Source organism: Ruegeria sp. CJ2, from assembly GCF_056536745.1.
Window position 1 is genome coordinate 18456 of the sequence record NZ_JBQFQF010000006.1, and the last position, 22301, is coordinate 40756.

The 22301-nt window shown below is 58.8% G+C and carries 27 protein-coding genes; 14 read left to right on the top strand and 13 right to left on the bottom strand.

Going from position 1 to position 22301, the window contains the following annotated elements; all coding sequences use genetic code 11:
* The first annotated feature begins 8 nt into the window (after positions 1-8).
* The 4 genes from ACR0MS_RS10075 (at position 9) to ACR0MS_RS10090 (ending at position 3234) form a co-directional block, all read left to right on the top strand.
* The gene (locus tag ACR0MS_RS10075; protein ID WP_480572660.1) at positions 9-887 is read left to right on the top strand and encodes a F0F1 ATP synthase subunit gamma; all 879 of its coding nucleotides are present in this window, start codon (positions 9-11) and stop codon (positions 885-887) included.
* A 20-nt stretch (positions 888-907) separates the two neighbouring features.
* Positions 908-2332: a F0F1 ATP synthase subunit beta gene (gene atpD / locus ACR0MS_RS10080; protein ID WP_480572658.1), complete on the top strand. Its 1425-nt coding sequence runs from the start codon at positions 908-910 to the stop codon at positions 2330-2332.
* A 12-nt stretch (positions 2333-2344) separates the two neighbouring features.
* Positions 2345-2755, top strand: a complete 411-nt coding sequence (locus tag ACR0MS_RS10085) for a F0F1 ATP synthase subunit epsilon (protein WP_480572656.1) — start codon at positions 2345-2347, stop codon at positions 2753-2755.
* 128 nt (positions 2756-2883) lie between these two features.
* Entirely contained in the window at positions 2884-3234 is a 351-nt protein-coding gene (locus tag ACR0MS_RS10090) for an H-type lectin domain-containing protein (RefSeq protein ID WP_480572654.1), read from the top strand.
* Positions 3235-3261: 27 nt separating this feature from the next.
* Here the strand turns inward: ACR0MS_RS10090 and rpiB are convergent, their stop codons facing one another.
* A complete protein-coding gene (gene rpiB / locus ACR0MS_RS10095; protein WP_480572652.1) occupies positions 3262-3711 on the bottom strand; it encodes a ribose 5-phosphate isomerase B in 450 nt (149 codons plus the stop codon).
* Between the two features lie 57 nt (positions 3712-3768).
* Positions 3769-4788, bottom strand: coding sequence for a ribose-phosphate pyrophosphokinase (locus ACR0MS_RS10100; protein ID WP_171120214.1), 1020 nt, complete (start codon positions 4786-4788; stop codon positions 3769-3771).
* Between the two features lie 108 nt (positions 4789-4896).
* Here ACR0MS_RS10100 and ACR0MS_RS10105 point away from each other — a divergent pair, with 108 nt between their 5' ends.
* A complete protein-coding gene (locus tag ACR0MS_RS10105; RefSeq protein ID WP_480572649.1) occupies positions 4897-5499 on the top strand; it encodes a DsbA family protein in 603 nt (200 codons plus the stop codon).
* Complete coding sequence (locus ACR0MS_RS10110; protein ID WP_480572647.1) at positions 5496-6317, top strand: alpha/beta fold hydrolase; 822 nt, start codon at positions 5496-5498, stop codon at positions 6315-6317. Before ACR0MS_RS10105 ends, ACR0MS_RS10110 begins: the two co-directional genes overlap by 4 nt.
* A 23-nt stretch (positions 6318-6340) precedes the next feature.
* Here the strand turns inward: ACR0MS_RS10110 and ACR0MS_RS10115 are convergent, their stop codons facing one another.
* From ACR0MS_RS10115 to ACR0MS_RS10150, 8 genes are all read right to left on the bottom strand, one after another.
* On the bottom strand, positions 6341-7375 hold the full coding sequence (locus ACR0MS_RS10115; RefSeq protein WP_480572645.1) for a threonine aldolase family protein: 1035 nt from the start codon (positions 7373-7375) through the stop codon (positions 6341-6343).
* Positions 7375-7848 (bottom strand): YcgN family cysteine cluster protein, encoded by a 474-nt coding sequence (locus tag ACR0MS_RS10120; RefSeq protein WP_480572643.1) that lies wholly within the window; start codon positions 7846-7848, stop codon positions 7375-7377. Before ACR0MS_RS10120 ends, ACR0MS_RS10115 begins: the two co-directional genes overlap by 1 nt.
* Positions 7845-8777 (bottom strand): bifunctional riboflavin kinase/FAD synthetase, encoded by a 933-nt coding sequence (locus ACR0MS_RS10125; protein ID WP_480572641.1) that lies wholly within the window; start codon positions 8775-8777, stop codon positions 7845-7847. The genes ACR0MS_RS10120 and ACR0MS_RS10125 overlap by 4 nt, the downstream gene beginning before the upstream one ends.
* A 47-nt stretch (positions 8778-8824) precedes the next feature.
* Positions 8825-9268 (bottom strand): MaoC family dehydratase, encoded by a 444-nt coding sequence (locus ACR0MS_RS10130; RefSeq protein WP_058275996.1) that lies wholly within the window; start codon positions 9266-9268, stop codon positions 8825-8827.
* 100 nt (positions 9269-9368) lie between these two features.
* Positions 9369-10244: a TIGR01459 family HAD-type hydrolase gene (locus ACR0MS_RS10135; protein WP_480572638.1), complete on the bottom strand. Its 876-nt coding sequence runs from the start codon at positions 10242-10244 to the stop codon at positions 9369-9371.
* Between the two features lie 106 nt (positions 10245-10350).
* Positions 10351-11427 (bottom strand): DUF389 domain-containing protein, encoded by a 1077-nt coding sequence (locus tag ACR0MS_RS10140; RefSeq protein ID WP_480572636.1) that lies wholly within the window; start codon positions 11425-11427, stop codon positions 10351-10353.
* A 131-nt stretch (positions 11428-11558) separates the two neighbouring features.
* Positions 11559-12479, bottom strand: coding sequence for a manganese-dependent inorganic pyrophosphatase (locus ACR0MS_RS10145; RefSeq protein WP_480572634.1), 921 nt, complete (start codon positions 12477-12479; stop codon positions 11559-11561).
* Between the two features lie 100 nt (positions 12480-12579).
* Positions 12580-13560 (bottom strand): TraB/GumN family protein, encoded by a 981-nt coding sequence (locus ACR0MS_RS10150; RefSeq protein ID WP_480572632.1) that lies wholly within the window; start codon positions 13558-13560, stop codon positions 12580-12582.
* A 136-nt stretch (positions 13561-13696) separates the two neighbouring features.
* Here ACR0MS_RS10150 and ACR0MS_RS10155 point away from each other — a divergent pair, with 136 nt between their 5' ends.
* The 6 genes from ACR0MS_RS10155 to ACR0MS_RS10180 all read left to right on the top strand — a co-directional run bounded on the left by ACR0MS_RS10155 (position 13697) and on the right by ACR0MS_RS10180 (position 19487).
* Positions 13697-14371 (top strand): DUF2161 domain-containing phosphodiesterase, encoded by a 675-nt coding sequence (locus ACR0MS_RS10155; RefSeq protein ID WP_480572630.1) that lies wholly within the window; start codon positions 13697-13699, stop codon positions 14369-14371.
* A gap of 151 nt (positions 14372-14522) precedes the next feature.
* Positions 14523-14810: a co-chaperone GroES gene (gene groES, locus ACR0MS_RS10160; protein WP_170352338.1), complete on the top strand. Its 288-nt coding sequence runs from the start codon at positions 14523-14525 to the stop codon at positions 14808-14810.
* 54 nt (positions 14811-14864) lie between these two features.
* The gene (gene groL / locus ACR0MS_RS10165; protein ID WP_480572628.1) at positions 14865-16508 is read left to right on the top strand and encodes a chaperonin GroEL; all 1644 of its coding nucleotides are present in this window, start codon (positions 14865-14867) and stop codon (positions 16506-16508) included.
* 176 nt (positions 16509-16684) lie between these two features.
* Entirely contained in the window at positions 16685-17527 is an 843-nt protein-coding gene (locus ACR0MS_RS10170) for a DMT family transporter (RefSeq protein ID WP_480572626.1), read from the top strand.
* A gap of 38 nt (positions 17528-17565) precedes the next feature.
* The gene (locus tag ACR0MS_RS10175; protein WP_480572624.1) at positions 17566-18339 is read left to right on the top strand and encodes an alpha/beta fold hydrolase; all 774 of its coding nucleotides are present in this window, start codon (positions 17566-17568) and stop codon (positions 18337-18339) included.
* Positions 18336-19487 (top strand): alpha-D-ribose 1-methylphosphonate 5-triphosphate diphosphatase, encoded by a 1152-nt coding sequence (locus tag ACR0MS_RS10180; protein WP_480572622.1) that lies wholly within the window; start codon positions 18336-18338, stop codon positions 19485-19487. Before ACR0MS_RS10175 ends, ACR0MS_RS10180 begins: the two co-directional genes overlap by 4 nt.
* Before the next feature lie 62 nt (positions 19488-19549).
* On the opposite strand, the gene ACR0MS_RS10185 is transcribed toward ACR0MS_RS10180, so the two are convergent.
* The 3 genes from ACR0MS_RS10185 to ACR0MS_RS10195 form a co-directional block, all read right to left on the bottom strand.
* On the bottom strand, positions 19550-20617 hold the full coding sequence (locus ACR0MS_RS10185; RefSeq protein WP_480572620.1) for a 5-(carboxyamino)imidazole ribonucleotide synthase: 1068 nt from the start codon (positions 20615-20617) through the stop codon (positions 19550-19552).
* The gene (gene purE / locus ACR0MS_RS10190) at positions 20610-21098 is read right to left on the bottom strand and encodes a 5-(carboxyamino)imidazole ribonucleotide mutase (protein WP_480572618.1); all 489 of its coding nucleotides are present in this window, start codon (positions 21096-21098) and stop codon (positions 20610-20612) included. The genes ACR0MS_RS10185 and purE overlap by 8 nt, the downstream gene beginning before the upstream one ends.
* A 76-nt stretch (positions 21099-21174) precedes the next feature.
* On the bottom strand, positions 21175-21399 hold the full coding sequence (locus ACR0MS_RS10195; RefSeq protein WP_010441787.1) for a YdcH family protein: 225 nt from the start codon (positions 21397-21399) through the stop codon (positions 21175-21177).
* Between the two features lie 164 nt (positions 21400-21563).
* On the opposite strand from ACR0MS_RS10195, the gene ACR0MS_RS10200 reads away from it, so the two are divergent.
* Together ACR0MS_RS10200 and ACR0MS_RS10205 are read left to right on the top strand one after the other, a co-directional pair.
* Positions 21564-21977, top strand: a complete 414-nt coding sequence (locus ACR0MS_RS10200) for an Hsp20 family protein (protein WP_058275530.1) — start codon at positions 21564-21566, stop codon at positions 21975-21977.
* Positions 21978-21982: 5 nt separating this feature from the next.
* Positions 21983-22207: a DUF1150 family protein gene (locus ACR0MS_RS10205; RefSeq protein ID WP_480572616.1), complete on the top strand. Its 225-nt coding sequence runs from the start codon at positions 21983-21985 to the stop codon at positions 22205-22207.
* The last annotated feature ends 94 nt before the right edge of the window (positions 22208-22301 follow it).

Genomic DNA, 22301 nt, shown 5'->3' on the forward strand with positions numbered 1-22301 from the left:
GGGTTCCGATGCCTAGTCTGAAGGACCTTAAAAACAGGATCGAGTCGGTCAAATCGACCCGCAAGATCACCAAGGCCATGCAGATGGTCGCGGCCGCAAAACTGCGACGCGCCCAGGAATCTGCCGAAGCCTCACGCCCTTATGCCGAGCGGTTCAATGCTGTGATGGCGGGGCTGGCAGCTTCGGTCGGGGGCAGCGACAGCGCCCCCAAGCTGCTCCGTGGTACGGGCAGTGATGATGTGCATCTGCTGGTTGTGATGACAGCTGAACGCGGCCTTTGCGGTGGCTTCAACTCGAACATTGCCAAGCTCGCCCGTGTCAAAGCGGAAGAGCTGCGCGGCAAAGGCAAGACGGTCAAGGTTCTGACCGTCGGCAAGAAAGGGCGCGACGCGCTCAAGCGTGATTTTGGCGATCTGTTCGTTGGACATATCGACCTGAGCGAGGTCAAGCGCATTGGGTACACCAACGCGCAGGATATCGCGAAGGACATCCTGTCCCGCTTTGACGGGGCTGAGTTCGATGTTGCCACGATCTTCTACTCGAAGTTCGTCAACGTCGTGACCCAGATCCCGACGGCACAGCAGATCATCCCCGCCTCGTTCGAGGACGAAGCGACGGGTGACGACAGCGGTGCCATCTTCGACTATGAGCCCAGCGAAGAGGCTATCCTGGCCGACCTGCTGCCCAAGGGGGTTGCGACCGCGATCTTCTCGGCTCTGCTCGAAAACGGAGCGTCTGAACAGGGTGCACGGATGTCCGCAATGGACAACGCGACACGCAACGCGGGTGAGATGATCGACAAGCTGACGATCCAGTTCAACCGCTCGCGTCAGGCCGTGATCACCAACGAGCTGATTGAAATTATTTCCGGCGCCGAAGCGCTGTAGAGACATACCGGAGACGAAACATGGCGAATGCAAAAGGCAAAGTCACACAGATCATCGGGGCCGTCGTTGACGTGCACTTCGAAGATCAGCTGCCTGAAATTCTGAACGCGCTGGAAACCACCAACAACGGCAAGCGCCTGGTGTTGGAAGTTGCTCAGCACCTGGGTGAAAACACCGTCCGTACCATCGCGATGGACGCGACCGAAGGTCTGGTCCGCGGCGAAGCCGTGACCGACACCGGCGCACCGATCTCGGTTCCGGTTGGTAATGCCACGCTGGGCCGCATCCTGAACGTGGTCGGTGAGCCGATCGACGAAAAAGGTCCGGTTGAAGCAACTGAAGCCCGTGCCATCCACCAGCCCGCGCCCGAGTTCGACGAACAGTCGACCGAGTCGGAAATCCTGGTCACCGGCATCAAGGTTGTTGACCTGCTGGCCCCTTACGCCAAAGGCGGCAAGATTGGCCTGTTCGGTGGTGCCGGCGTGGGTAAAACCGTTCTGATCATGGAACTGATCAACAACATCGCAAAAGTGCACTCGGGCTTTTCCGTGTTCGCGGGTGTTGGTGAACGGACCCGTGAAGGGAACGACCTGTACCACGAGATGATCGAATCGAACGTCATTAAGCCTGACAACCTGTCGGAATCGCAGGTTGCGCTGGTTTACGGTCAGATGAACGAACCTCCCGGAGCGCGTGCGCGTGTTGCTCTGACCGGTCTGACCCTGGCCGAACAGTTCCGCGACCAGTCCGGTACCGACGTTCTGTTCTTCGTCGACAACATCTTCCGCTTTACGCAGGCGGGTTCCGAGGTTTCGGCTCTGCTGGGTCGTATTCCTTCGGCTGTGGGCTACCAGCCGACTCTGGCGACCGACATGGGCGCCCTGCAGGAACGCATCACCTCGACCAAGTCGGGCTCGATCACCTCGGTGCAGGCGATCTACGTGCCTGCGGACGACCTGACCGACCCCGCGCCGGCAACCTCGTTTGCGCACTTGGATGCGACCACCGTTCTGAACCGTGCGATCTCGGAAAAGGGTATCTACCCGGCGGTTGACCCGCTCGACTCGTCCTCGCGTCTGCTGGACCCCGCGATTGTGGGTGAAGAGCACTACGGCGTTGCGACCGACGTTCAGCAGATCCTTCAGCGCTACAAGTCGCTGCAGGACATCATCGCCATCCTCGGCATGGACGAACTGTCGGAAGAAGACAAACTGACCGTGGCTCGCGCCCGTAAGATCGAGCGCTTCCTGTCGCAGCCGTTCGACGTTGCCGAAGTCTTCACCGGTTCGCCGGGCGTTCAGGTTCCTCTGGACGTGACCATCGCGTCGTTCAAAGCGGTTGTCGCTGGCGAATACGATCACCTGCCCGAAGCGGCCTTCCTGATGGTTGGCGGCATCGACGAAGTGATCGCCAAAGCGGAAAAGATGGCCGCAGAAGCCGCCTAAGGAGTATCCCTGATGGCAAACACGATGCAATTCGACCTCGTCAGCCCCGAGCGGAGCCTTGCTTCGCTTGAGGCCACCGCGGTCCAGATTCCCGGCGCGGACGGGGACATGACGGCGATGCCCGATCATGCCCCCACCATCACCACGCTACGCCCCGGTCTGCTGAAGGTTGAGGCACCCGCAGGAGCCAGCGAATACCTGGTCACCGGTGGGTTTGCCCAGATCAACGGCGACAGCATGTCGGTACTGGCTGAAAAGGCCATTCCGGTTGCCGAAGTGACCCGGTCGCATCTGGACGACCTGATCGCCGAAGCTCGCGCCTCGCACGAAGCTGCCAAGGCAGGCGACGATCAAACCATCGTTGACGACGCAGCCAAGCTGCTGGCCGACATGGAAGCGCTTGGGACACATATGAGCCTGTAAGGTTCATATTACACCCAGATTGTAAGACGGCCTTGCAAATGCAGGGCCGTTTTTTTGTCGTGATTTTGACAATGCGTCGGAATAAGCTGCCGAAATAGTTAGTAAAGAAAACATAACCGAAGACATAAATGCAGGTTTTTCGAACGCATCCGATTGGCATCGACCAAGGCGAAACCGTCTTGTTTTCCGACTTTTCCAACGGCGGAGACATGTGGACAGGCGAGGGCGCGCGGGAAAGGCGCTCGGTTGTCACATTCAGTCAGCCATTCCGCACCCCACCTGTGGTTCAGGTCAACATTTCGCTTTGGGATGTGGACACGTCCTCGTCCTTGCGCGCAGAAGTCGTGGCCGAGGATGTCACGGTCACTGGATTCAATGCAGTCTTTCGCACGTGGTCGGATACGCGCATCGCGCGCATCCGCGTGAAATGGACCGCGATTGGTGAGGTGGCCCATGACGATGATTGGGATATCTCATAGGCCCCTGATCAAGGGGCCGGGCCGTTTTCAAACGCCCTGAGGTTCGATCATATCGACGCGGGTGGCATGGCGGCCGCCCTCAAATTCAGCGTTCAGGAAGGCATTCACGATATCCAGCGCCTGTCCTTCGCCCACAACACGCGCGCCGATGGACAGCATGTTGGCGTTATTGTGCTGGCGGATCATCCGTGCCGAAAACGCATCCGAACAAACGCCACAGCGAATGCCGGGCACTTTGTTGGCGGCCATCATGATCCCCTGACCGGTGCCGCACAGAATAATCCCCAGCGCACAATCGCCCGCAGCAACGGCTTGAGCCGCAGCCTGACCATGGATGGGGTAGTGGGTGCTTTCCGGCGAGGTCGGGCCGATGTCCATGACCTCCCAGCCTTGGGCCGAGATGTGGTCGGCCACCGCCTGGCGCAGCTCGATTGCGGCGTGGTCACTGGAAAGAACAATACGTTTGGGGGCTGTCACGGGAAGCTCCTGCCTTTTGGTCACGAAAAAGGGCGGCTGGCGAGCCGCCCGTTCAGATCAATCCATATGGTACATGGACTCGTAGATCGGGGTCAGGGTCTTATCCTCGAACAGGGACGACACGCTGGTGCCATTCCAGATATTCAGGATCGCCTGTGTAAAGATCGGCGCGGTCGGCACGATGCGGATGTTCTTGGCCTTCGCGACCTCCTTGGTGGGCTGGATCGTGTCCGTCAGCACCAGAGATTTCATCACCGAATTGGTCACGCGCTCGACCGCGGGGCCGCTCATGACGCCGTGGGTGATGTAGGAATGAACCTCTTTCGCGCCGTTATCTAGCAGAACTTGCGCCGCTTTGCACAAAGTGCCAGCCGTGTCGCACATGTCATCGACGATCAGGCAGATTTTGTCTTTCACGTCACCGATCACGGTCATCTCGGCCACTTCACCAGCCTTCTCGCGGCGTTTGTCCACGATCGACAGCGGCGCGTTGATGCGTTTGGCCAGTTCCCGCGCGCGGGCAACGCCGCCCACGTCGGGTGAAACCACCATGATCTCGTCCAGATTGTCCTTGAACTGGTTTTTCACATCCAGCGCAAAGATCGGCGAGGCGTAGAGGTTGTCCACCGGAATATCAAAGAACCCCTGAATCTGAGCGGCGTGCAGATCCATGGTCAGAACGCGTTCAATCCCCGCACCGGTCAGCATATTGGCGACCAGCTTGGCGGAAATCGGCGTGCGCGCCTTGGTGCGGCGGTCCTGACGGGCATATCCGAAATAGGGGATCACGGCGGTGATCCGCTGCGCGGACGAGCGGCGTAGCGCGTCGGCGATGATCAGCAGCTCCATCAGGTTATCGTTTGCCGGGTTCGAGGTCGGCTGAACGATGAACATATCCTCGCCCCGCACGTTCTCGAAAACTTCGACGAAAATCTCGCCGTCATTGAACCGCTCGACGCGTGCATCGACCAAACCCTGATCGACGCCGCGATACAGGCTCATGCGTCGCGAGATGGTTTCGGCAAGAGGAAGGTTGGCGTTCCCAGCGATTAGCTTGGGTTCGTTGAGTGTCGGCATCGGCTGTTTTTCCCCGGGCAGCAATGGCAATGTGACAGATTCGTGATGTTGACACCGCTTATCATGGCCTTACCGTCTCGCAAAGATTACGCAGCGGAGAAAGTGAACATGCCTACCATTGACTACTATTTTGCGACACTCTCGCCCTTCACCTACCTGGCCGGAACCCGGCTGGAGGAGGTAGCGGCGAAACACGGCGCGACAATCAACTATAAACCGCTGGATATTATGGCTCTGTTCGGCCGCACGGGGGGGACACCGCCCAAGGACCGGCATATCTCGCGCGTGGAATACCGGGCGCAGGATCTGCAGAGGCAGGCAAAAAATCTTGGTATGGCATTCAACCTGCAACCGGCACATTGGCCGACCAATGCCGCGCCATCGTCCTATGCGGTGATTGCCGCGATCAAGGATGGCTCCGGGGATATCGGAAAGCTGGTTCATTCCTTCGTTCGCGCGTGCTGGGCCGAGGAAAAAGACATCGCGCAGGATGACGTGATCCGCGATTGCCTGACGCAAGCCGGGTTTTATCCGGGACTTGCCGATAGCGGCCTGCTGGTTGGAGCCGAGACCTATTCGGCGAATCTGGAAGAAGCCGTCGATCGCGGTGTGTTTGGTGCCCCGTTTTACATAACCGAAGACGGTCAGCGTTTCTGGGGGCAGGATCGACTGGATGATCTGGATCGTCACCTGTCGGAGATGAAGGGGTGAACGACGGAACAGTCACATCCCCTGTATTCGTCAGAACACTTGGACAGGGCGCGCGCAAAGTGCTCGCCCTGCATTGTACAATCGCGCATTCTGGGGTGTGGGCCGGTCTGACCTCTGCGCTGGGTGATCAGGCCACTTTGATCGCTCCGGACATGCTTTCTCATGGGCGCAGCCCGGATTGGGACGGGCAGGGGGATTTCTTTGATCTCACCACCGGGTTTTCGGCCAATCTGTTGACCGAACCGATGGATGTGATCGGCCATTCTTTCGGCGCAATGGTCGCGCTACGGCTTGCGCTGCAGTACCCGGACCGCGTTCGCAGCGCCGTGTTGATAGAACCGGTTTTCTTTGCCGTGGCCGCGCAGGATGCGCCTGACGTTCTTGCACGCCACGATCAAGAGGCGCAGCCCTATGCCGATGCCTTGGCTGCTGGGGATATGCAACTGGCGGCTCGGCTGTTCAATCGAATGTGGAGCACCGATATCAGCCCGCGATGGACAGAAATGCAGGAGAAAACCCGCACCGCGATGATACGGGGTGTGCCTGTCGTGCCAGCCGTGAAAGAAGCGGTGTTTGACGACCAAAAGGGCTTTTTGAAACCCGGTGTTCTGGACCGTGCAACCATGCCCATCTTGGTTCTGAGCGGTTCAAAAACGAACCCGGTCATGCCTGTGATCGGTCAGGGGTTGCAGAGCCGTCTGCCCAACGCGTCCTTTGACGTCGTCGAAGGAGCCGGGCATATGCTGCCGATCTCTCACCCTGCGGCAACCGCACAGCTTGTGCAGAGCTTCTGGAAAACCACCGGCTCCTCGGGATAAGCTGGCGTTTGCCCTGAGAGCGTTCAGAGCAAGGCGAGGAAGCGGTCGATGTCATCCGAACTGATCGACCAGTCGCAAACAAGCCGGCAGGCGAGGGGCTCTTCCTCGTTTGCACCATCCAGTTCCGCGCCCCACAAGTGATAGACTGCGCCAGCTTGGTGCAACTGCTTGTGGCGTGCGCGCGAAAACTCGGCAAAGATCATGTTGGCTTGCGGCTCGTGCAGGAACGAGGCCCCTTTCGCCCGCAGCCCGTCTGCAAGCCGTGCGCAGTTGGTATTGGCCTGACGCGCCATTGTCAGCCACAGATCGTCCTGAAGGTATGCCGCCATTTGCGCCGACAGATAACGGTGCTTGGAAAACAAATGCGCCCCGCGTTTACGGCGCAACTCGAACTCCCAGGCTTTGGTCTCGTCGAAGAATACAACGGCTTCGACCCCCATCAGGCCGTTCTTGGTGCCACCAAAGCTGACCACATCCACCCCTGATTTCCACGTCATCTCGGCTGGGGAGCAGTTCAACGCGACCAGAGCGTTGGTGAAGCGCGCGCCATCAAGGTGCACAGGCAGGCCGTATTCTTTTGCCACGTCGCACAATGTCTGTAGTTCGCCCAACGAATACACCGACCCGCGCTCGGTCACTTGCGTGATGGAGACCGGTCCACGCTGGGGGCCGTGTACCCCTCGGGTTTCTTCTGCCAGAATTGCGCCACGCAAAGCATCCGGGTCCATCTTGTCTCCACCCGGTACAAGCGTCAGCTTTGCGCCGGTGTAGAATTCGGGCGCGTTGCATTCATCTTCGTGGATATGCGCAACCGGCGAACAGAACACGGTATCCCAAGGGTTTGTCAGGGTTGCCAGCGCCAGCGAATTCGCCGCTGTCCCGGTCGCCACCAGATAGACCGCCGCTCCCGGAGCCTCAAATATCCCACGGATGCGGTCGCGCACTTCGTTCATAAGCGTGTCAGCGCCATAGGCCATCTGATAGCCTTCGTTGGCCGCGTTCAAGGCGGCCATGACCTGCGGATGAACCGGCCCGGAATTGTCAGAGGCGAAATACATCAGCTGGGCTCCTCGATGATATAGTCTTCCCACTCTTCCATGGGGGTTTCGAACTCGGACACCGTGCGCCCCTGAACCGAGATCCCGGCGGCATGCACGCTATCGGGCGTACCAGATATCAAAGGATGCCAGTCGTAAAGGGGCTTACCCTCCCACAGCAACCGGTAGGCGCAGGTCTGGGGCAGCCAATAGGCATGGCTGTCGATATTGTCGGGCTTCATAACGATGCATTCCGGCACGAATTGGTGGCGGATATCGTATTGGGTGCAGCGGCAGTTCTCATCATCCAACAGGCGACAGGCGACGCAGGTCAGGGCGACCTCGCCAGTGTCTTCGTCTTCCAGCTTGTTCAGGCAACATTTGCCGCACCCGTCACACAGGGCCTCCCACTCGCGCTGGTTCATCTTGGTCAGCGGTTTGCGCTCCCAGAACCGGGCGGACAGACCGTTGCGGTCGATCGGGTCGGTGGTCATAGCGCCGCCAAAAGCGCGCGGGCCGAGTCGCAATCGGCATTCATCTGGGTAATCAGCCCGTCCAGCCCGTCAAAGGTCATCTCGGGGCGCAGGTATTCAACCAGTCCGACCGAGAGGGTCGCGCCATAGAGATCGCCAGAAAAGTCAAACAGGAACGTCTCGATATTGGGCACTTCGCCCTGAAACATAGGCCGCGTGCCCACCGAGGCCGCCCCGTGGTAGCTGCCCCGATGCGGGCCGTCCAGCACATCGACCAGAACCGCATAGACACCGAATTTCGGCGGGTGCAGCCCCTCGATCGACATGTTCGCGGTGGGATAGCCCAGCTCGCGCCCGCGCTGTTCGCCGCCGATCACTTCGCCCTCGATCCGGTGCCAATGGCCTAGCATGGCGGCAGCATCGCGCGGACGGCCTTCGGACAGCGCGGTGCGGATCGCGGTCGAGGACACGACGTTTTCGGACCGCTCCATCAGGGGGGCGATGGTCACACCAAACCCCATCTCTTTTCCAAACCGCACCAGATCTTCTGCCGTCCCGCTTCTGCCCTTGCCGAAACAGAAATCTGCTCCGACAACCACGTGCGACAACCCCAACCCATCGTAAATCACGGTGCGCGCAAATTGCTCGGGCGTCAGCCCGGCCAGCGCCGCGTTGAACGGTAATTCATACAGCTTCTTCACGCCCAGTTTCTGCAACCGGTGCGCGCGCGCATTGCCTCGCATCAGGCGAAAAGGCGGAGAATCCGGGGCAAAATACTCGCGGGGATGCGGTTCGAACGTCATGACACCAAGCGGCGCGTCCGGCGCGGCGTTCCGCGCCAGTTCAATAACCGACTGGTGACCGATATGGACGCCGTCAAAATTACCGATGGCTACGCTGGCGCCACGGTCTTGAGGCTCGACAAACTGAAAATCCCGGATGATGCGCATAGCGTCTGCCTAACGGGACTACAGCCGGTGTTCAAGAGGTTGAGACGTCAGTCGAACTTGCGCGACGGGGCCAGCACCATGGCTTCGCCCACCAACACCTTTTTGCCGTCCACCGCACAGTGGCAATCCAGCTTGACCCGGCGCTTGGCAAAGTCGATGTCGATCACTTTGACTTCGGCATAGACCATGTCGCCCGGGCGGACAGGGGCCAGGAATTTCAGCGACTGCCCCATATAGACAGTGCCATGACCGGGCAGTTGCTCGCCGATCACAGCCGAAATCAACCCAGCCGTCAGCATCCCGTGGGCAATGCGCCCTTCGAAAATCGTGTCACGGGCGTAATCGTCATCCAGGTGCACCGGATTCCGGTCGGTCGAAACCTGCGCGAACATCTCGATATCTTCGTCCGTCACCACTTTGCGCAGGTGGCGGGTCATACCCATTTCGATGTCTTCAATGCAGATCGTGCCGCGTGGAAGATTGTCCAACATGTCACCCTCATTCGATTTGACCGGGCAACAAAAAAACCAAAGTCACCCATGTTGGGTAACTTTATTACTTCGCAAGCGCAGAAAATCAAGCCCTTTCTGATCAGCGCAAACGTCCGATTGTGTAGGTCGGATTGATGTTTTCCCTTGCAATATAATCAGTTAGGGATTCGTGATGAGGGTGGTGCGACGTTTTAGTCTCGGCAGCGGCCAGCCCGCCCGAGATGAACAGAGAATCAATCCCTTCGCCCATCCCGCCCAGAATGTCTGTGTGTGGCCCGTCGCCGATCACCAGAATATCGCTGTCGGGGATATCGTGGCCCAGTTCCTGCAACCTGCGACGTGCCAGATCATAGATTGGCGGGTGCGGTTTTCCGAAATACAGGCTTTCGCCCCCCATGTCTGTGTAGAGCTTGGCCAAAGCCCCGGCGCACCATTCCCGTACCTCTCCTCGGTCGACGACGATGTCTGGGTTGGCGCAAAGCAGTTTCATGCCCTTCTGCTTGGCAAAAAGGAAATCTGCGCGATTCACGGACGGGTCGGCCATCGGGTCGAATGGACCGCAACAGACAATACCTTCGGCGTCGCTTAGGGGAACACGCTCAATGTGAATGGGGTGATGCAGCAACTTCAGCGGCTCGAAAAAGCCAGCATCCCGTTCCCATTCGCCCATGAAGTAAACCTTCTCACCAACGGCGCCTCGGAACATGGCTGACCGGGCGGAATCGCCACTGGTGGCAATTGTGTCATAGGCGTCCTTTGGGACGTTGAACTGCGTTAGCTGCTCAGCCACGCCCGCGCGGGGTTTGGGAGAGTTGGTGACCAAGACAACAATTCCACCCTTGGCGCGGTAATCCTGCAAAGCCGCGACAGCCTCGGGGTAGGCCGTGATGCCGTTATGGACGCAGCCCCACAGGTCCACGAACAGGGCTTTGTATCGGTCAGAGATGTCAGAAAGTGTATGGATGATCTGGGTCATTTGATTGCCCCCGGGCACAGAAATCGCAGTTGCGTCAGCTATGGCAAAGCTGATGTGTTTTGACCATCCCGCAATGCGAATTCCTGACGGTTGCGTGGCATACCCATCAGTTTTCTTCCGAAATCTTGTCTACATCCGGCGCTTGCTGAATATTCTCTGTCCCCAGGATGAGTTGTGCGCCAATTCTATTCTGGAACCTCACGACTATCAGATATCCGGGCCCCAGTTCGTCCTCCAAAACGTCGACCAAGGGCGTTTCTCTCAGGCTGTCAGGCAGCAGCCCCGCGATCGAGGACACTTTGAAAGCCGCTTCGATGGGTAGGTCGACGATCAGCCAAAGGTCGGCGTGTTTGCGCTTGGCGCTGACGTCGATGCGGACGATCTCAACCGAAACCGGGTCTGCCCAATCGCGGATTGCCTGTGCGACGCGCGCCTCGGTTCTGGTTTCAAGGTACCGGTTATATGTGGATTTCCCCAATTGCAGGACCACGACTGCGAGGAATGCAAGGGTGACGAACACGCTGGCCGTAAAGCTAAGTTTGCGTTTGCCCTTGCTGAACATCACCGACCGCGCGGCATAGACGATATAGACGGCGCAGGCGGACAGGATAATCGCCCCAAGGTTTGTCGCAAACAGCAACCCGGCTTCATAGGCGTCAGCGGGCTCGCCGAAATACAGCAGAACACCCGAAGCAGACAGAGGGGGCACAAGCGAAACGCCAATCGCGGCCCCGGGCAGCAAGCTGGCCTCTGATCTGTTGATCTGGACATATGCAGCCGCCACGCCAGCGGCCAGCGCGACAATCAGGTCTTCAGTTCCCGGGTCAGTGCGCGCCAACACCTGATTGGGGATCAGAATGCCCCGCGGTACGTCTGCTAAGTAGACCAGAAACCAGGCCAGCAGAACGCTCAGAAAAGCTGCGGCACAGACAGTCAGGGCCAGAAACAGCGCGCGTTTGAGCCACCCCATGACCATCGCCGCCGCAATCCCAAGGATCGGCGTCATCAGGGGGGCAACAAGCATTGCAGCGATTACAACTGCGCCCGAATTGCGCAGCATACCCATTGTGGCAATGACCACCGACAGGGTCAGCAGCATGGCAAAGCGCCGCCAGTAAGCAGCTTGGTCTTTTCCCTCAAACCGCAGGATATCCCGCGTTGTGCTATAGCTGAGCATACTCATGCGATTGGTTTCGCCCGTGTTTCCGAGGTGTCTTGGATCAGATTACCAACGGAAACGGTTCTCGCAAATCTTTAGGCGCAAACAAAAAAGGCGCCCTGACCGGGCGCCCTTTCAATCACTGGATTGGCAGATCAGACCTTGAGGTTCGGGATGATCTGTTTTTTGCGGCTCATGATGCCGGGCAGAACGACGGCGTCGCCATCGACCGATGCGCCAAAGCTTTTCTCGGCGACCGATTTAACCAGATCGTTGGGGACCAGCAGGGTGGCCTCTTCGTTCAGGATGTCGACCACGAACAGCAGAACCTGATCGACGCCGTCTTCCTTGGCAACATCCACCATCGACGTGGCCAGGCTGTCTTTGCGGTCCAGAACAACGCCCGGGGCGGTGGTTTCCAGAACCGAGACGCGGAACTTGGTGCCGTCGACCTCGTATTCCTTGCTGTCCATGCGGATCAGCTCGGCGTCCGAGAACGAAGACACGTCCGACTTCGCGGCGAACATGTCAGCAGCATAGGCCGAAACGTCCAGCCCCAGTTCAGCGGCCAGCTTTTCGGCCACGGCGCGGTCATGCGCGGTGGTGGTGGGCGAGCGGAATTCCAGCGTGTCCGACAGGATGCAGGTCAGCGCCGCGCCTTTGACAGCGTCGGGCATTTTGGCAGCGTCGTCACCCATCAAGTCAACCATGATAGTCGCGGTGCAGGCCAGCGGGCGCACGGTGATGTCGATAGGGCCTTTGGTTTCCAGACCGCCGACCAGCTTGTGGTGGTCGATGATCGCGCGGATATCGGCGCTGTTGACGTTGGCGGGCAGCTCGGCGGGGTTGTTGGTGTCAACGATGACAACCGGCGCGTCTGCGTCCACGTCTGCGATGATGCGCGGCTTGGGCAGGTCCCAGCGTTGCAGCATGAAGGCTGCTTCGGTGTTGGGTTCGCCCAGCAGAACGGGCTCGGCCTGTTCGCCTTTCACTTCGTTCAGGTACCACGACCACAGGATCGGAGAGCCGGTGGAATCGGTGTCGGGGGATTTATGTCCAAATACGAGGGTTGTCATGTCAGGGTCCTGAGGATGGTCATTTTGCGCGCCTTATAGGGCGGTCCCGCAGGCTTGTCACCCGCCCTCGCGTAAACTGCGACGAAGGGTAATCTTTGCGTCAGAACTCGGCCCGTTCCAGCGTGTATCCGGCTTGCTGAAGTTGGTTGAGCAATCCGTGCTCACCGCCCAGATGACCAGCGCCGACCGCGATCACGACCATCTGATCCTGAATGCCCAGAATATGCTGCATCCAGTTGTTGTTGCGTTCGACCAGAAGCTGCTGTTCGAAGCCGCCCCATTCCTCGTCAAAGATTTCTTCTGAAAGACCGGAAGATTCGAGCCCCTGAAGGCGGGCGAACTGAATGATCTCGCCGTGTTTTTCTTCGAGATAGGCATTCAGCATGGTGGCCAACTGGTCTTCGCTGCTTTCAAACGCGTCTGCCATACGCACCAGGGATTGCACCTGCTGTTCCATGGGGAATTCGTCGAACATCGCCATCAGGTCTTCGATGCGTTCAAGCGAGAGCTGCGGGATATCATGTTCCGCAGCCAGATCGGTCAGGCGTGCATCCATCCCGTGGTTGGCGTCCGCGTCCTGAATCATGCAAGGTGGGATGCCAAGGGTCATGCTCAGGAACCATGGGCGCATTTTCGCGCCCATCCAGCCGGGAATGCCGCGATCGGCCAATCCTTTGGACAGCGCAGCCCAGTCTTCCTCTGACATCATGTCGATCAATGTTGGTCCGGACGTGATCAGAACCGGGCTGAGGTCCTGCGCCAGTTCCTGCTCGAACGCTTTCATTTCGGATTGTGTCACCTCGAAATAGAACGCGTCAGCTTGGCTGAGGGACGGGGCCAGTCTTTCAACCACGGCGTCCATGCGCGGGTCGTTTGTATGCACGGTGCCGATCAGGTGCAGAACCGTGTCGCCTTTCGTGGCCGTCCAGTGGTTGCCTTCGGGAAATGGGAAATCTTTCAGGGCCTGTTGCAGTTCCTCTTGCATCTCAGCCGATATGTCGGGTCTCAGATCCCGCCCTTCGCAGGCTGCATGAACCGCCAGCGGCAAAAGCGAAAAGAGGAAGACAAAAAGAAATCGCATCAGCACCATCCCGTTAAACCAAGTACTTATATGTGTCGCGACCTTGCCTTGCTCAAGGTGTTGGTTCAAGCGACTTGGAGACAGGCAGGGTCGATCTGTGTCTGGCATTCCACAGCAAAACGCCTAGCATGGCAGGATGAACCGCGAGCAGGACCTCTATCCTCCCATCAAAACGCTGCTGGAGCGTCAGGGTTACACCGTCAAAGGCGAGGTTGGCGCGGCCGATATTGTTGCTGTTCGCGCCGATGAAGAGCCCGTGATCGTCGAGTTGAAGCTGCGGTTTTCTTTGGCGTTGTTCCATCAGGCCATCACCCGGCTAAAAGTGACGGATCAGGTCTATATCGGGGTGAGCAAACCGACAGGGCGCACGGCGCGCCGTGCTTTGAAAGACAATGTTGCGCTGTGCCGTCGTTTGGGGTTGGGGCTGATCACGGTGCGCGCGGATGGCGCTGTCGAGGTTCAATGCGATCCCGGCCCCTATGCGCCGCGCAAAAACAAGGCCAAGGCTGTCCGGTTGTTGCGCGAATTCGACCGGTTGGAAGGCGACCCCAACGCCGGAGGCGCCACGCGGCATGGGATCGTCACCGCCTATCGTCAGGATGCCCTGAAATGCGCTGCCCATCTTGCCGAACAGGGTGCCACCAAAGGGGCCGAGGTCGCAAAGGCCACCGGTGTTTCCGAGGCGACCCGGCTGATGCGTGACAATCACTATGGCTGGTTCGACAAAGTCGAGAAGGGCGTCTATTGCCTGACCGAAGCCGGGCAGGAGGGCCTGAAGCACTGGGCCTATAGTTGGGAACAGCCGGAATAGGACCCCACGTCAAAAAAACCTTCACAGCTTGTTGACTCGGGGTTTTGAACTCCCTAGCTATGCGTCGTTATCACTCGCATACCCTGAGTGCTAACGCCCCGCCATCCGGCGAGGGGAGGATTAACAACTTTGAGCCCAAGGAGCTGCAAAGATGGCATTGAAACCGCTTCATGACCGCGTGCTGGTTCGCCGTACCGAAAGCGAAGAAAAAACCGCAGGTGGCCTGATCATTCCTGACAGCGCAAAAGAAAAGCCCAGCGAAGGCGAAGTCGTCGCAACCGGCGAAGGCGCACGCAAGGACAGCGGCGAGCTGATCGCAATGGCTGTAAAAGCTGGCGACAAGATCCTGTTCGGCAAATGGTCGGGCACCGAGGTTCAGGTCGACGGCGAAGAGCTGCTGATGATGAAAGAAAGCGACATCATGGGGATCATCGAGTAAGCGCGCGCTTCACTCTGATCTTCATTTACAACTTATTTCTCAAGGAGAAACGACATGGCTGCAAAGGACGTCAAGTTCGACACCGATGCCCGTAACCGCATGCTGGCAGGCGTAAATGTTCTGGCCGATGCTGTTAAAGTGACCCTGGGCCCTAAAGGGCGCAACGTGGTTCTGGACAAATCCTTTGGCGCACCGCGCATCACCAAAGACGGTGTTTCGGTTGCCAAGGAAATCGAACTGGAAGACAAGTTCGAAAACATGGGCGCGCAGATGGTGAAAGAAGTCGCCAGCCGCACCAATGACGAAGCCGGTGATGGCACCACCACCGCGACCGTTCTGGCCCAAGCCATCGTGCGCGAAGGTCTCAAGCAGGTTGCTGCTGGCCTGAACCCGATGGACCTGAAGCGCGGCATCGACCTGGCGACTGCCAAAGTTGTTGCTGGCATCAAAGACGCGTCGCGTGAAGTCAAAGACTCGGCAGAAGTTGCTCAGGTTGGCACCATCTCGGCCAACGGCGAAGCCGAAATCGGCCAGCAGATCGCAGACGCGATGCAGAAGGTTGGCAACGAAGGCGTTATCACCGTCGAAGAAAACAAAGGTCTGGAAACCGAGACCGATGTTGTCGAAGGTATGCAGTTCGACCGTGGCTACCTGTCGCCTTACTTCGTCACCAACGCAGACAAAATGATCGCAGAGCTCGACGACTGCATGATCCTGCTGCACGAAAAGAAACTGTCCTCGCTGCAGCCGATGGTTCCGCTGCTGGAACAAGTGATCCAGTCGCAAAAGCCGCTGCTGATCATCGCGGAAGACGTTGAAGGCGAAGCGCTGGCGACCCTCGTGGTCAACAAACTGCGCGGCGGCCTGAAAATTGCGGCTGTCAAAGCACCGGGCTTCGGCGATCGCCGCAAAGCCATGCTGCAGGACATCGCGATCCTGACCGGTGGTCAGGTCATCAGCGAAGATCTGGGCATGAAGCTCGAGTCCGTGACCATGGACATGCTGGGCACCGCCAAGAAAATCGAAATCACCAAAGACGAAACCACCATCGTCGACGGTGCTGGCGAGAAAGCCGAGATCGAAGCACGTGTTGCTCAGATCCGCACTCAGATCGAAGAAACTTCGTCGGACTACGACCGTGAGAAGCTGCAAGAACGCGTTGCCAAACTCGCAGGCGGTGTTGCTGTGATCCGCGTCGGCGGAATGACCGAAGTCGAAGTGAAAGAGCGTAAGGACCGTGTGGACGATGCTCTGAACGCGACCCGCGCTGCTGTGCAGGAAGGCGTTGTTGTGGGCGGCGGTGTTGCTCTGGTTCAGGCCGGTAAAGCACTGGAATCGCTGGAAGGTGCAAACGCCGACCAGAACGCCGGTATCAACATCGTTCGCAAAGCAATCGAAGCGCCGCTGCGCCAGATCGCTGAGAACGCAGGTGTTGACGGTGCGGTTGTTGCGGGCAAAGTCCGCGAATCCGGCGATGTATCGTTCGGCTTCAACGCACAGACCGAAGAATATGGCGACATGTTCTCGTTCGGTGTGATCGACCCGGCCAAAGTTGTACGTACCGCTCTGGAAGATGCGGCCTCGGTTGCTGGCCTGCTGGTCACCACCGAAGCAATGGTTGCTGATCGCCCGGCCAAAGAAGGCGCGGCCCCCGGCGGCGGCATGCCCGACATGGGCGGCATGGGCGGCATGATGTAAGCTGTCTAAGCCTTAGTGCTAATGGATGGGGTCGCCTTCGGGCGGCCCCGTTTCGTTTAAAATGCCCGCTGCGCGGCCATGCCTCCGGCGGAAGTATTTTTGAACAGAAGAAGATCGGGGTTTTGTTTGCGGGAAAGTGAGTGTGCAAACGGCGTGGAACCCGCTATGCGGTGGGTATGCGACTGTTTTTACTCACTGCCCTGACCATGTGCGCTTTTGCGGCGAATTCGATACTGAACCGGTTGGCCATTGACAGCGGCGCTGCCGACCCTGCCGGATTTGCCGTGATGCGCGTTCTGGCAGGGGCTGTGGTTCTGGCCGCGCTGATCTTTCTCAGAGGCGGGCATCTGCCGTTGGGAAACACACGCCGGATCGCCGGGGCCGGGTCACTGTCTTTGTATATGATCGGCTTTTCGATTGCCTACCTGACGCTGGATGCGGGATTGGGCGCGCTGATCCTGTTCGGTGTCGTCCAGATGACCATGTTTGCGGTGACATCGGTGACCGGAACCACTCCGAGCGCCCGCCAGATCGCCGGGGCCGCGATTGCACTTGCCGGGCTTGCCTGGGTTTTATGGCCCTCTGGCGAAGTGCGTGTGGACCCTGTCGGTGCCGCCTTGATGACGGCTGCTGGCGTGGGCTGGGCCATCTACTCGTTGGTTGGCCGGTCAGAGCCGGACGCGTTGGCAGGCACTGCAGCCAATTTTGTTGTCGCGCTGCCGGTCACTGGATTGGTTCTTTTGTTCAGCGGCGCCGACTGGCATATGACAGTCAACGGTTACCTGCTGGCTGCTCTTTCTGGGGGTGTTACATCCGGATTGGGCTATGCGCTTTGGTACCGTGTTCTGCCACAACTGGCACCAACCACGGCGGCGGTGGTGCAGTTGAGCGTTCCGATCATCGCGATTGTTGGCGGTGTCGCCCTGTTGGGTGAAGCCGCTTCTCTGCGCCTTATTCTTGGTGCGGCTCTTGTGTTGGGCGGCATTGCGCTGGCGGTCCTTAAGTTGCAACCGCGCTAGGGGTTTTATTACACCTTGTTTGGGCTTATCTGGCCGCTATGAGATACCTGCTTGCCCTTGTTCTGTTTTTAGTTCCCGCTGTCGTGCAGGCTAAGTGCGTTGTGCTGTTGCATGGGCTTGCGCGCACCGAAGCGTCGTTTACCGTGATGGAGCAGCTGTTCAAGGCACATGGCTATACGGTCGTGCGGCCCGGCTACCCGTCGACGGATCTGCCAATCCCTGAACTGGCCCACCAGACTTTGCCCGAAGCATTTGCGGCCTGCGGCGACGACACGGTGAATGTAGTGGCCCATTCGATGGGGGGCATTCTTCTGCGGTATTGGCTGCAGGATAATCAGCCCGAGAATTTCGGCCGTGTAGTCATGCTTGGACCGCCCAATCAGGGCAGCCAACTGGTGGATGAGTTGGGTGCATATGAGGTGTTCGGAATGCTTCACGGACCTGCGGGCCTGGCGCTGGGAACTGGACCAGAAGGGATACCAGCCCGGTTGCCGCCAGTTGATTTTGAGTTGGGGGTAATCGCGGGTGAGAATTCTCTGAACCCTTTGTTTTCTTCGATGATCGACGGCAAGGATGACGGCAAGGTCTCTGTCGAAACCACCAAAGTTGACGGGATGAAGGACCATATCGTCTTGCCCGTGACCCATACGTTCATGATGAACAACCCGCGCGTCATGGCTCAGGCGCTGCATTTTATCGAGTTTGGCCAGTTCGATCCCGAAATCACATGGCTGGACGGGGTGCAGGATATCATTGATGAAATCTGCATCGGGCAGGATTGTTCGGAACCTGCCTCGGAGCCCTCGCAATGACCCCACTCAACCTGACGCTGGCCGGGGCGGAGGTTCTGTTGCCGGATAGTGGCCTGACCTGTGCCGATCTGTCATTGGCCGAGGGGGTCATTCAGCCCGGCCGCACCGGGCGGGTCATCGACCTGTCAGGGTACCTTGTCCTACCTGGCATCATAGACCTGCATGGCGACGGGTTCGAACGCCACATCGCGCCGCGCCGAGGGGCGATGAAACAGATGGATGAGGGTATCCTGTCGGTCGAGGCCGAGCTTGCCGCCAACGGAATCACAACGGCTGTCTTGGCGCAGTTCTACAGTTGGGAAGGCGGCGTGCGCGGTCCTGAATTTGCAGGGCAAGTATTTGATGCGATCGCGTCGGTGAAAAGCCAGGTCGTAACGGATTTACTGCCTCAACTGCGGTTTGAGACGCACATGCTGGATGACTACACCGGCCTGCCGGAACGCATCGCTGCTTGGCAAGTGCCCTATGTCGTCTTCAACGATCACCTGCCGCATGACCGCCTGTCAGAAGGGCGCAAACCGCCGCGCCTGACTGGGCAAGCGCTGAAGGCAGGACGTAACCCGGACAAACATTTTGAGATGCTTCTGTCCATGCACGCGCGCAGTGCCGAGGTGCCTGGGGCGCTGGACGATCTCTGCGCGACACTGGCAGGGCAGGGGGTGCGCATGGGCAGTCACGATGACGCGACTTTGGCAACCCGGACCGACTGGCGAAGTCGGGGCGCGCGTATTTCCGAGTTTCCCGAAACGCTTGAGGCAGCCGAGGCCGCCCGTTCTGCGGGAGATCACGTTATTCTGGGGTCCCCGAATGTGGTGCGTGGCGGATCGCATAAAGGCAATGTCAGCGCGCTCGACTTGATTGCTATGGGGCTGTGCGACGCTCTGGCCTCGGATTACCACTACCCTAGCCCACGTCGTGCCGCTTTGATGTTGGCCAAAAGCGGTCTGCTGGATTTTGCCGGCGCCTGGAGCCTTGTGTCCTCTGGCCCGGCGCAGGTTCTGGGATTGCAGGACCGAGGCACGCTGGCACCCGGCCAACGCGCTGATCTGGTCATTTTGGACGCAAAGACGCACCGGGTTGCCACCACAATGGCAGCAGGCCAGATCAGCTACATGGCCGGAGATATCGCGGCCCGGTTCCTAGCCTGATCCGCAGGCTTCATCTGGCCAAAAATATCCCCGCCGGAGGCATCGCGCGTCAGCGCGATTTCTCACCGGATGATACGGTTGAAATGGCCCATCTTGCGGCCAGCCTTGACCTCAGCCTTGCCGTATAGATGCAGTGCCACGTCTCGTTCCTGCGCCAATTCCGGCACGCGGGTCACGTCGTCGCCGATCAGGTTCTCCATCACCACGTCTGCGTGACGCTGTCCGTCGCCCAAGGGCCATCCGGCTACGGCGCGAATATGCTGCTCGAACTGATCCACAGCACAGCCGTTTTGCGTCCAATGGCCCGAGTTATGAACGCGCGGTGCGATCTCGTTCACGATCAGGCCGCCGGGCGTGACAAACAGCTCAACCCCCATCACGCCCACATAGTCCAAGGCGTTCAGGATATTGGCGGCCAGCAAAACCGCATCCGTGCGCTGCGCCGGGCGCAGGCGTGCCGGGATGGTCGTTGTGTGCAGGATGCCGTCGCGATGCACGTTTTCACCGGGGTCGAAACAGGCCACCTGACCATCCAACCCGCGGGCGGCAATGATCGAGACCTCGTGACTGAAATCGACGAAGCCTTCGAGAATTGCAGGCGCACCGGCCATGTCTGCCAGAGCGGTCTCGGCATCGTCGGCAGTGCGTAGTCGGGCCTGCCCCTTGCCGTCATAGCCAAAACGACGGGTTTTCAGGATCGCAGGCGTTCCGATTTGCTCAATCGCACCCTTCAGGCTGTCCAGATCAGTAACGTCCGCAAACGGCGCGGTTTGCAGGCCCAGCCCTTGCAGAAAGGTCTTCTCGGTCAGGCGATCCTGACTGACGCGCAAAGCCTCGCGCCCCGGGCGAATGGGGCGATGAGATTCCAGAATATCCAACGCCTCAGTCGGGATGTTCTCAAATTCATAGGTGATGACATCAACCGACTCGGCAAAGACTTTCAATGCGGCGGGGTCGTCATAGGCTGCCGTGGTCACCCGGTCGGCCACCTGACCGGCAGGAGGGTTCGCGCCGGGCTCATAGATATGGGTGACAAATCCCAGACGGGCCGCTGCAACGGACAGCATCCGTCCCAACTGACCACCGCCAAGAATACCGATCGTTGCGCCGGGTTGCAGCATTTCAGTCATCGACAGGCTCCTGCGGGATTGAGGCCGACAGCGCATCGCGCCAGGCATCCAGCCGCGCGGCCAGTGCATCGTCCTGCAAGGCCAGTATGCCAGCGGCCATAAGCCCGGCATTGGCACCACCCGCTGATCCGATGGCCATGGTCGCCACGGGAAACCCTTTGGGCATCTGCACGATGGAATAAAGCGAATCAACCCCGGACAGGGCCCGCGTCTGAACAGGCACCCCGATCACCGGCACCCGCGTTTTCGAGGCCATCATCCCTGGCAGGTGCGCTGCTCCGCCAGCACCGGCGATAATCACTTGCAGGCCACGCGACACGGCGGTTTTTCCATAGTCCCAAAGACGGTCAGGGGTCCGGTGCGCTGAGACAATGCGCTTTTCATACGCAACGCCCAATTCATCCAGAATGTCTGCGGCTTCTTTCATCGTGGGCCAGTCCGATTGACTGCCCATGATGATCCCCACTTTCACGTCGCTCATCCGCTTGTGCCTCTGCCTTTGGAAAGAGCGCGCACTATAGCCAAATCCGCTTTTGTGGCAATGCGGTACAGAGCGTTCAGGCGATGATATCCGGGGTCAAACGGTCTTCGATCAGGCGGATGATGTCTTTCAGGCGCAGTTTTTGTTTTTTCAGCCGTTTGATCGTCAGTTGATCGGACGTGCCCTTGGCCTGCAACGCTTCGATCGCCTCGTCCAGATCACGGTGCTGGCGGCGAAAAACCTCCAGCTCCACCCGTAAAACCTCATCTGTTTTCATTGAAAGATCGGTGGGCGCGTTCATGGGCGACTCGGTGGTTATTGTGGTGCTTGTCACACAAGATAGTGTGTCAGGCGTTATCCCGCCAGACCTTGTGGACATCCTGGTTTCTTCCCATATTCTATAGCATGCGGTTGCCAGAAAGGGGCCGCAAAACACGTCGCTTTGACAATAAAGGACGAAAATACGTGTCAAAACTTACTCTTGGCTCATACCCGCATCTTCTGGGGTTCGAGCAATTGGAACGCCTTCTGGAACGGTCTGCAAAGGCCGGAAATGAAGGGTATCCGCCCTATAATATCGAACAGACCTCGGATTTTTCGTATCGCATCACTCTGGCAGTGGCCGGGTTCGCGGAAGAGGATCTGTCGATCACCATCGAGGATCGCCAACTGGTGATCCGGGGCCGTCAACGCGACGACAGCGAAGGGCGCATCTTCCTGCATCGCGGCATCGCGGCGCGTCAGTTCCAGCGCATGTTCGTGCTGGCCGATGGGGTCGAGGTGGGCGAGGCGATCATGGAAAACGGTCTGCTGCATGTGGATCTGACCCGCGCCGTGCCCGAAACTGTGGTGCAAACGATCAACATAAGAAAGGGGTAAGAGCAATGAATACACCGATTGAACTGAACGCCGAAGGCGACCGGATCGTCTATGTCAAAACGGTCGAAGTCGCTGATCTGCCTCGGGAAGTGCGCGAACAGGCGGGCGATCTGGATCTGCTCTATGCTGTCCACGACTCGGACGGTCAGCAACTGGCGCTGGTCGCCGACCGCAAACTGGCGTTCAACCTTGCGCGCGAGCATGACTTCTCGCCGGTGGCCGTGCACTGACGCGGCCCCTTTGACGTTTTCCACGTGACATCTGCTGTCCGTCGGGCGAGTTATGCGAACCGGAGACGGTTTGCATAAGAAAGAGCGCGCGGAA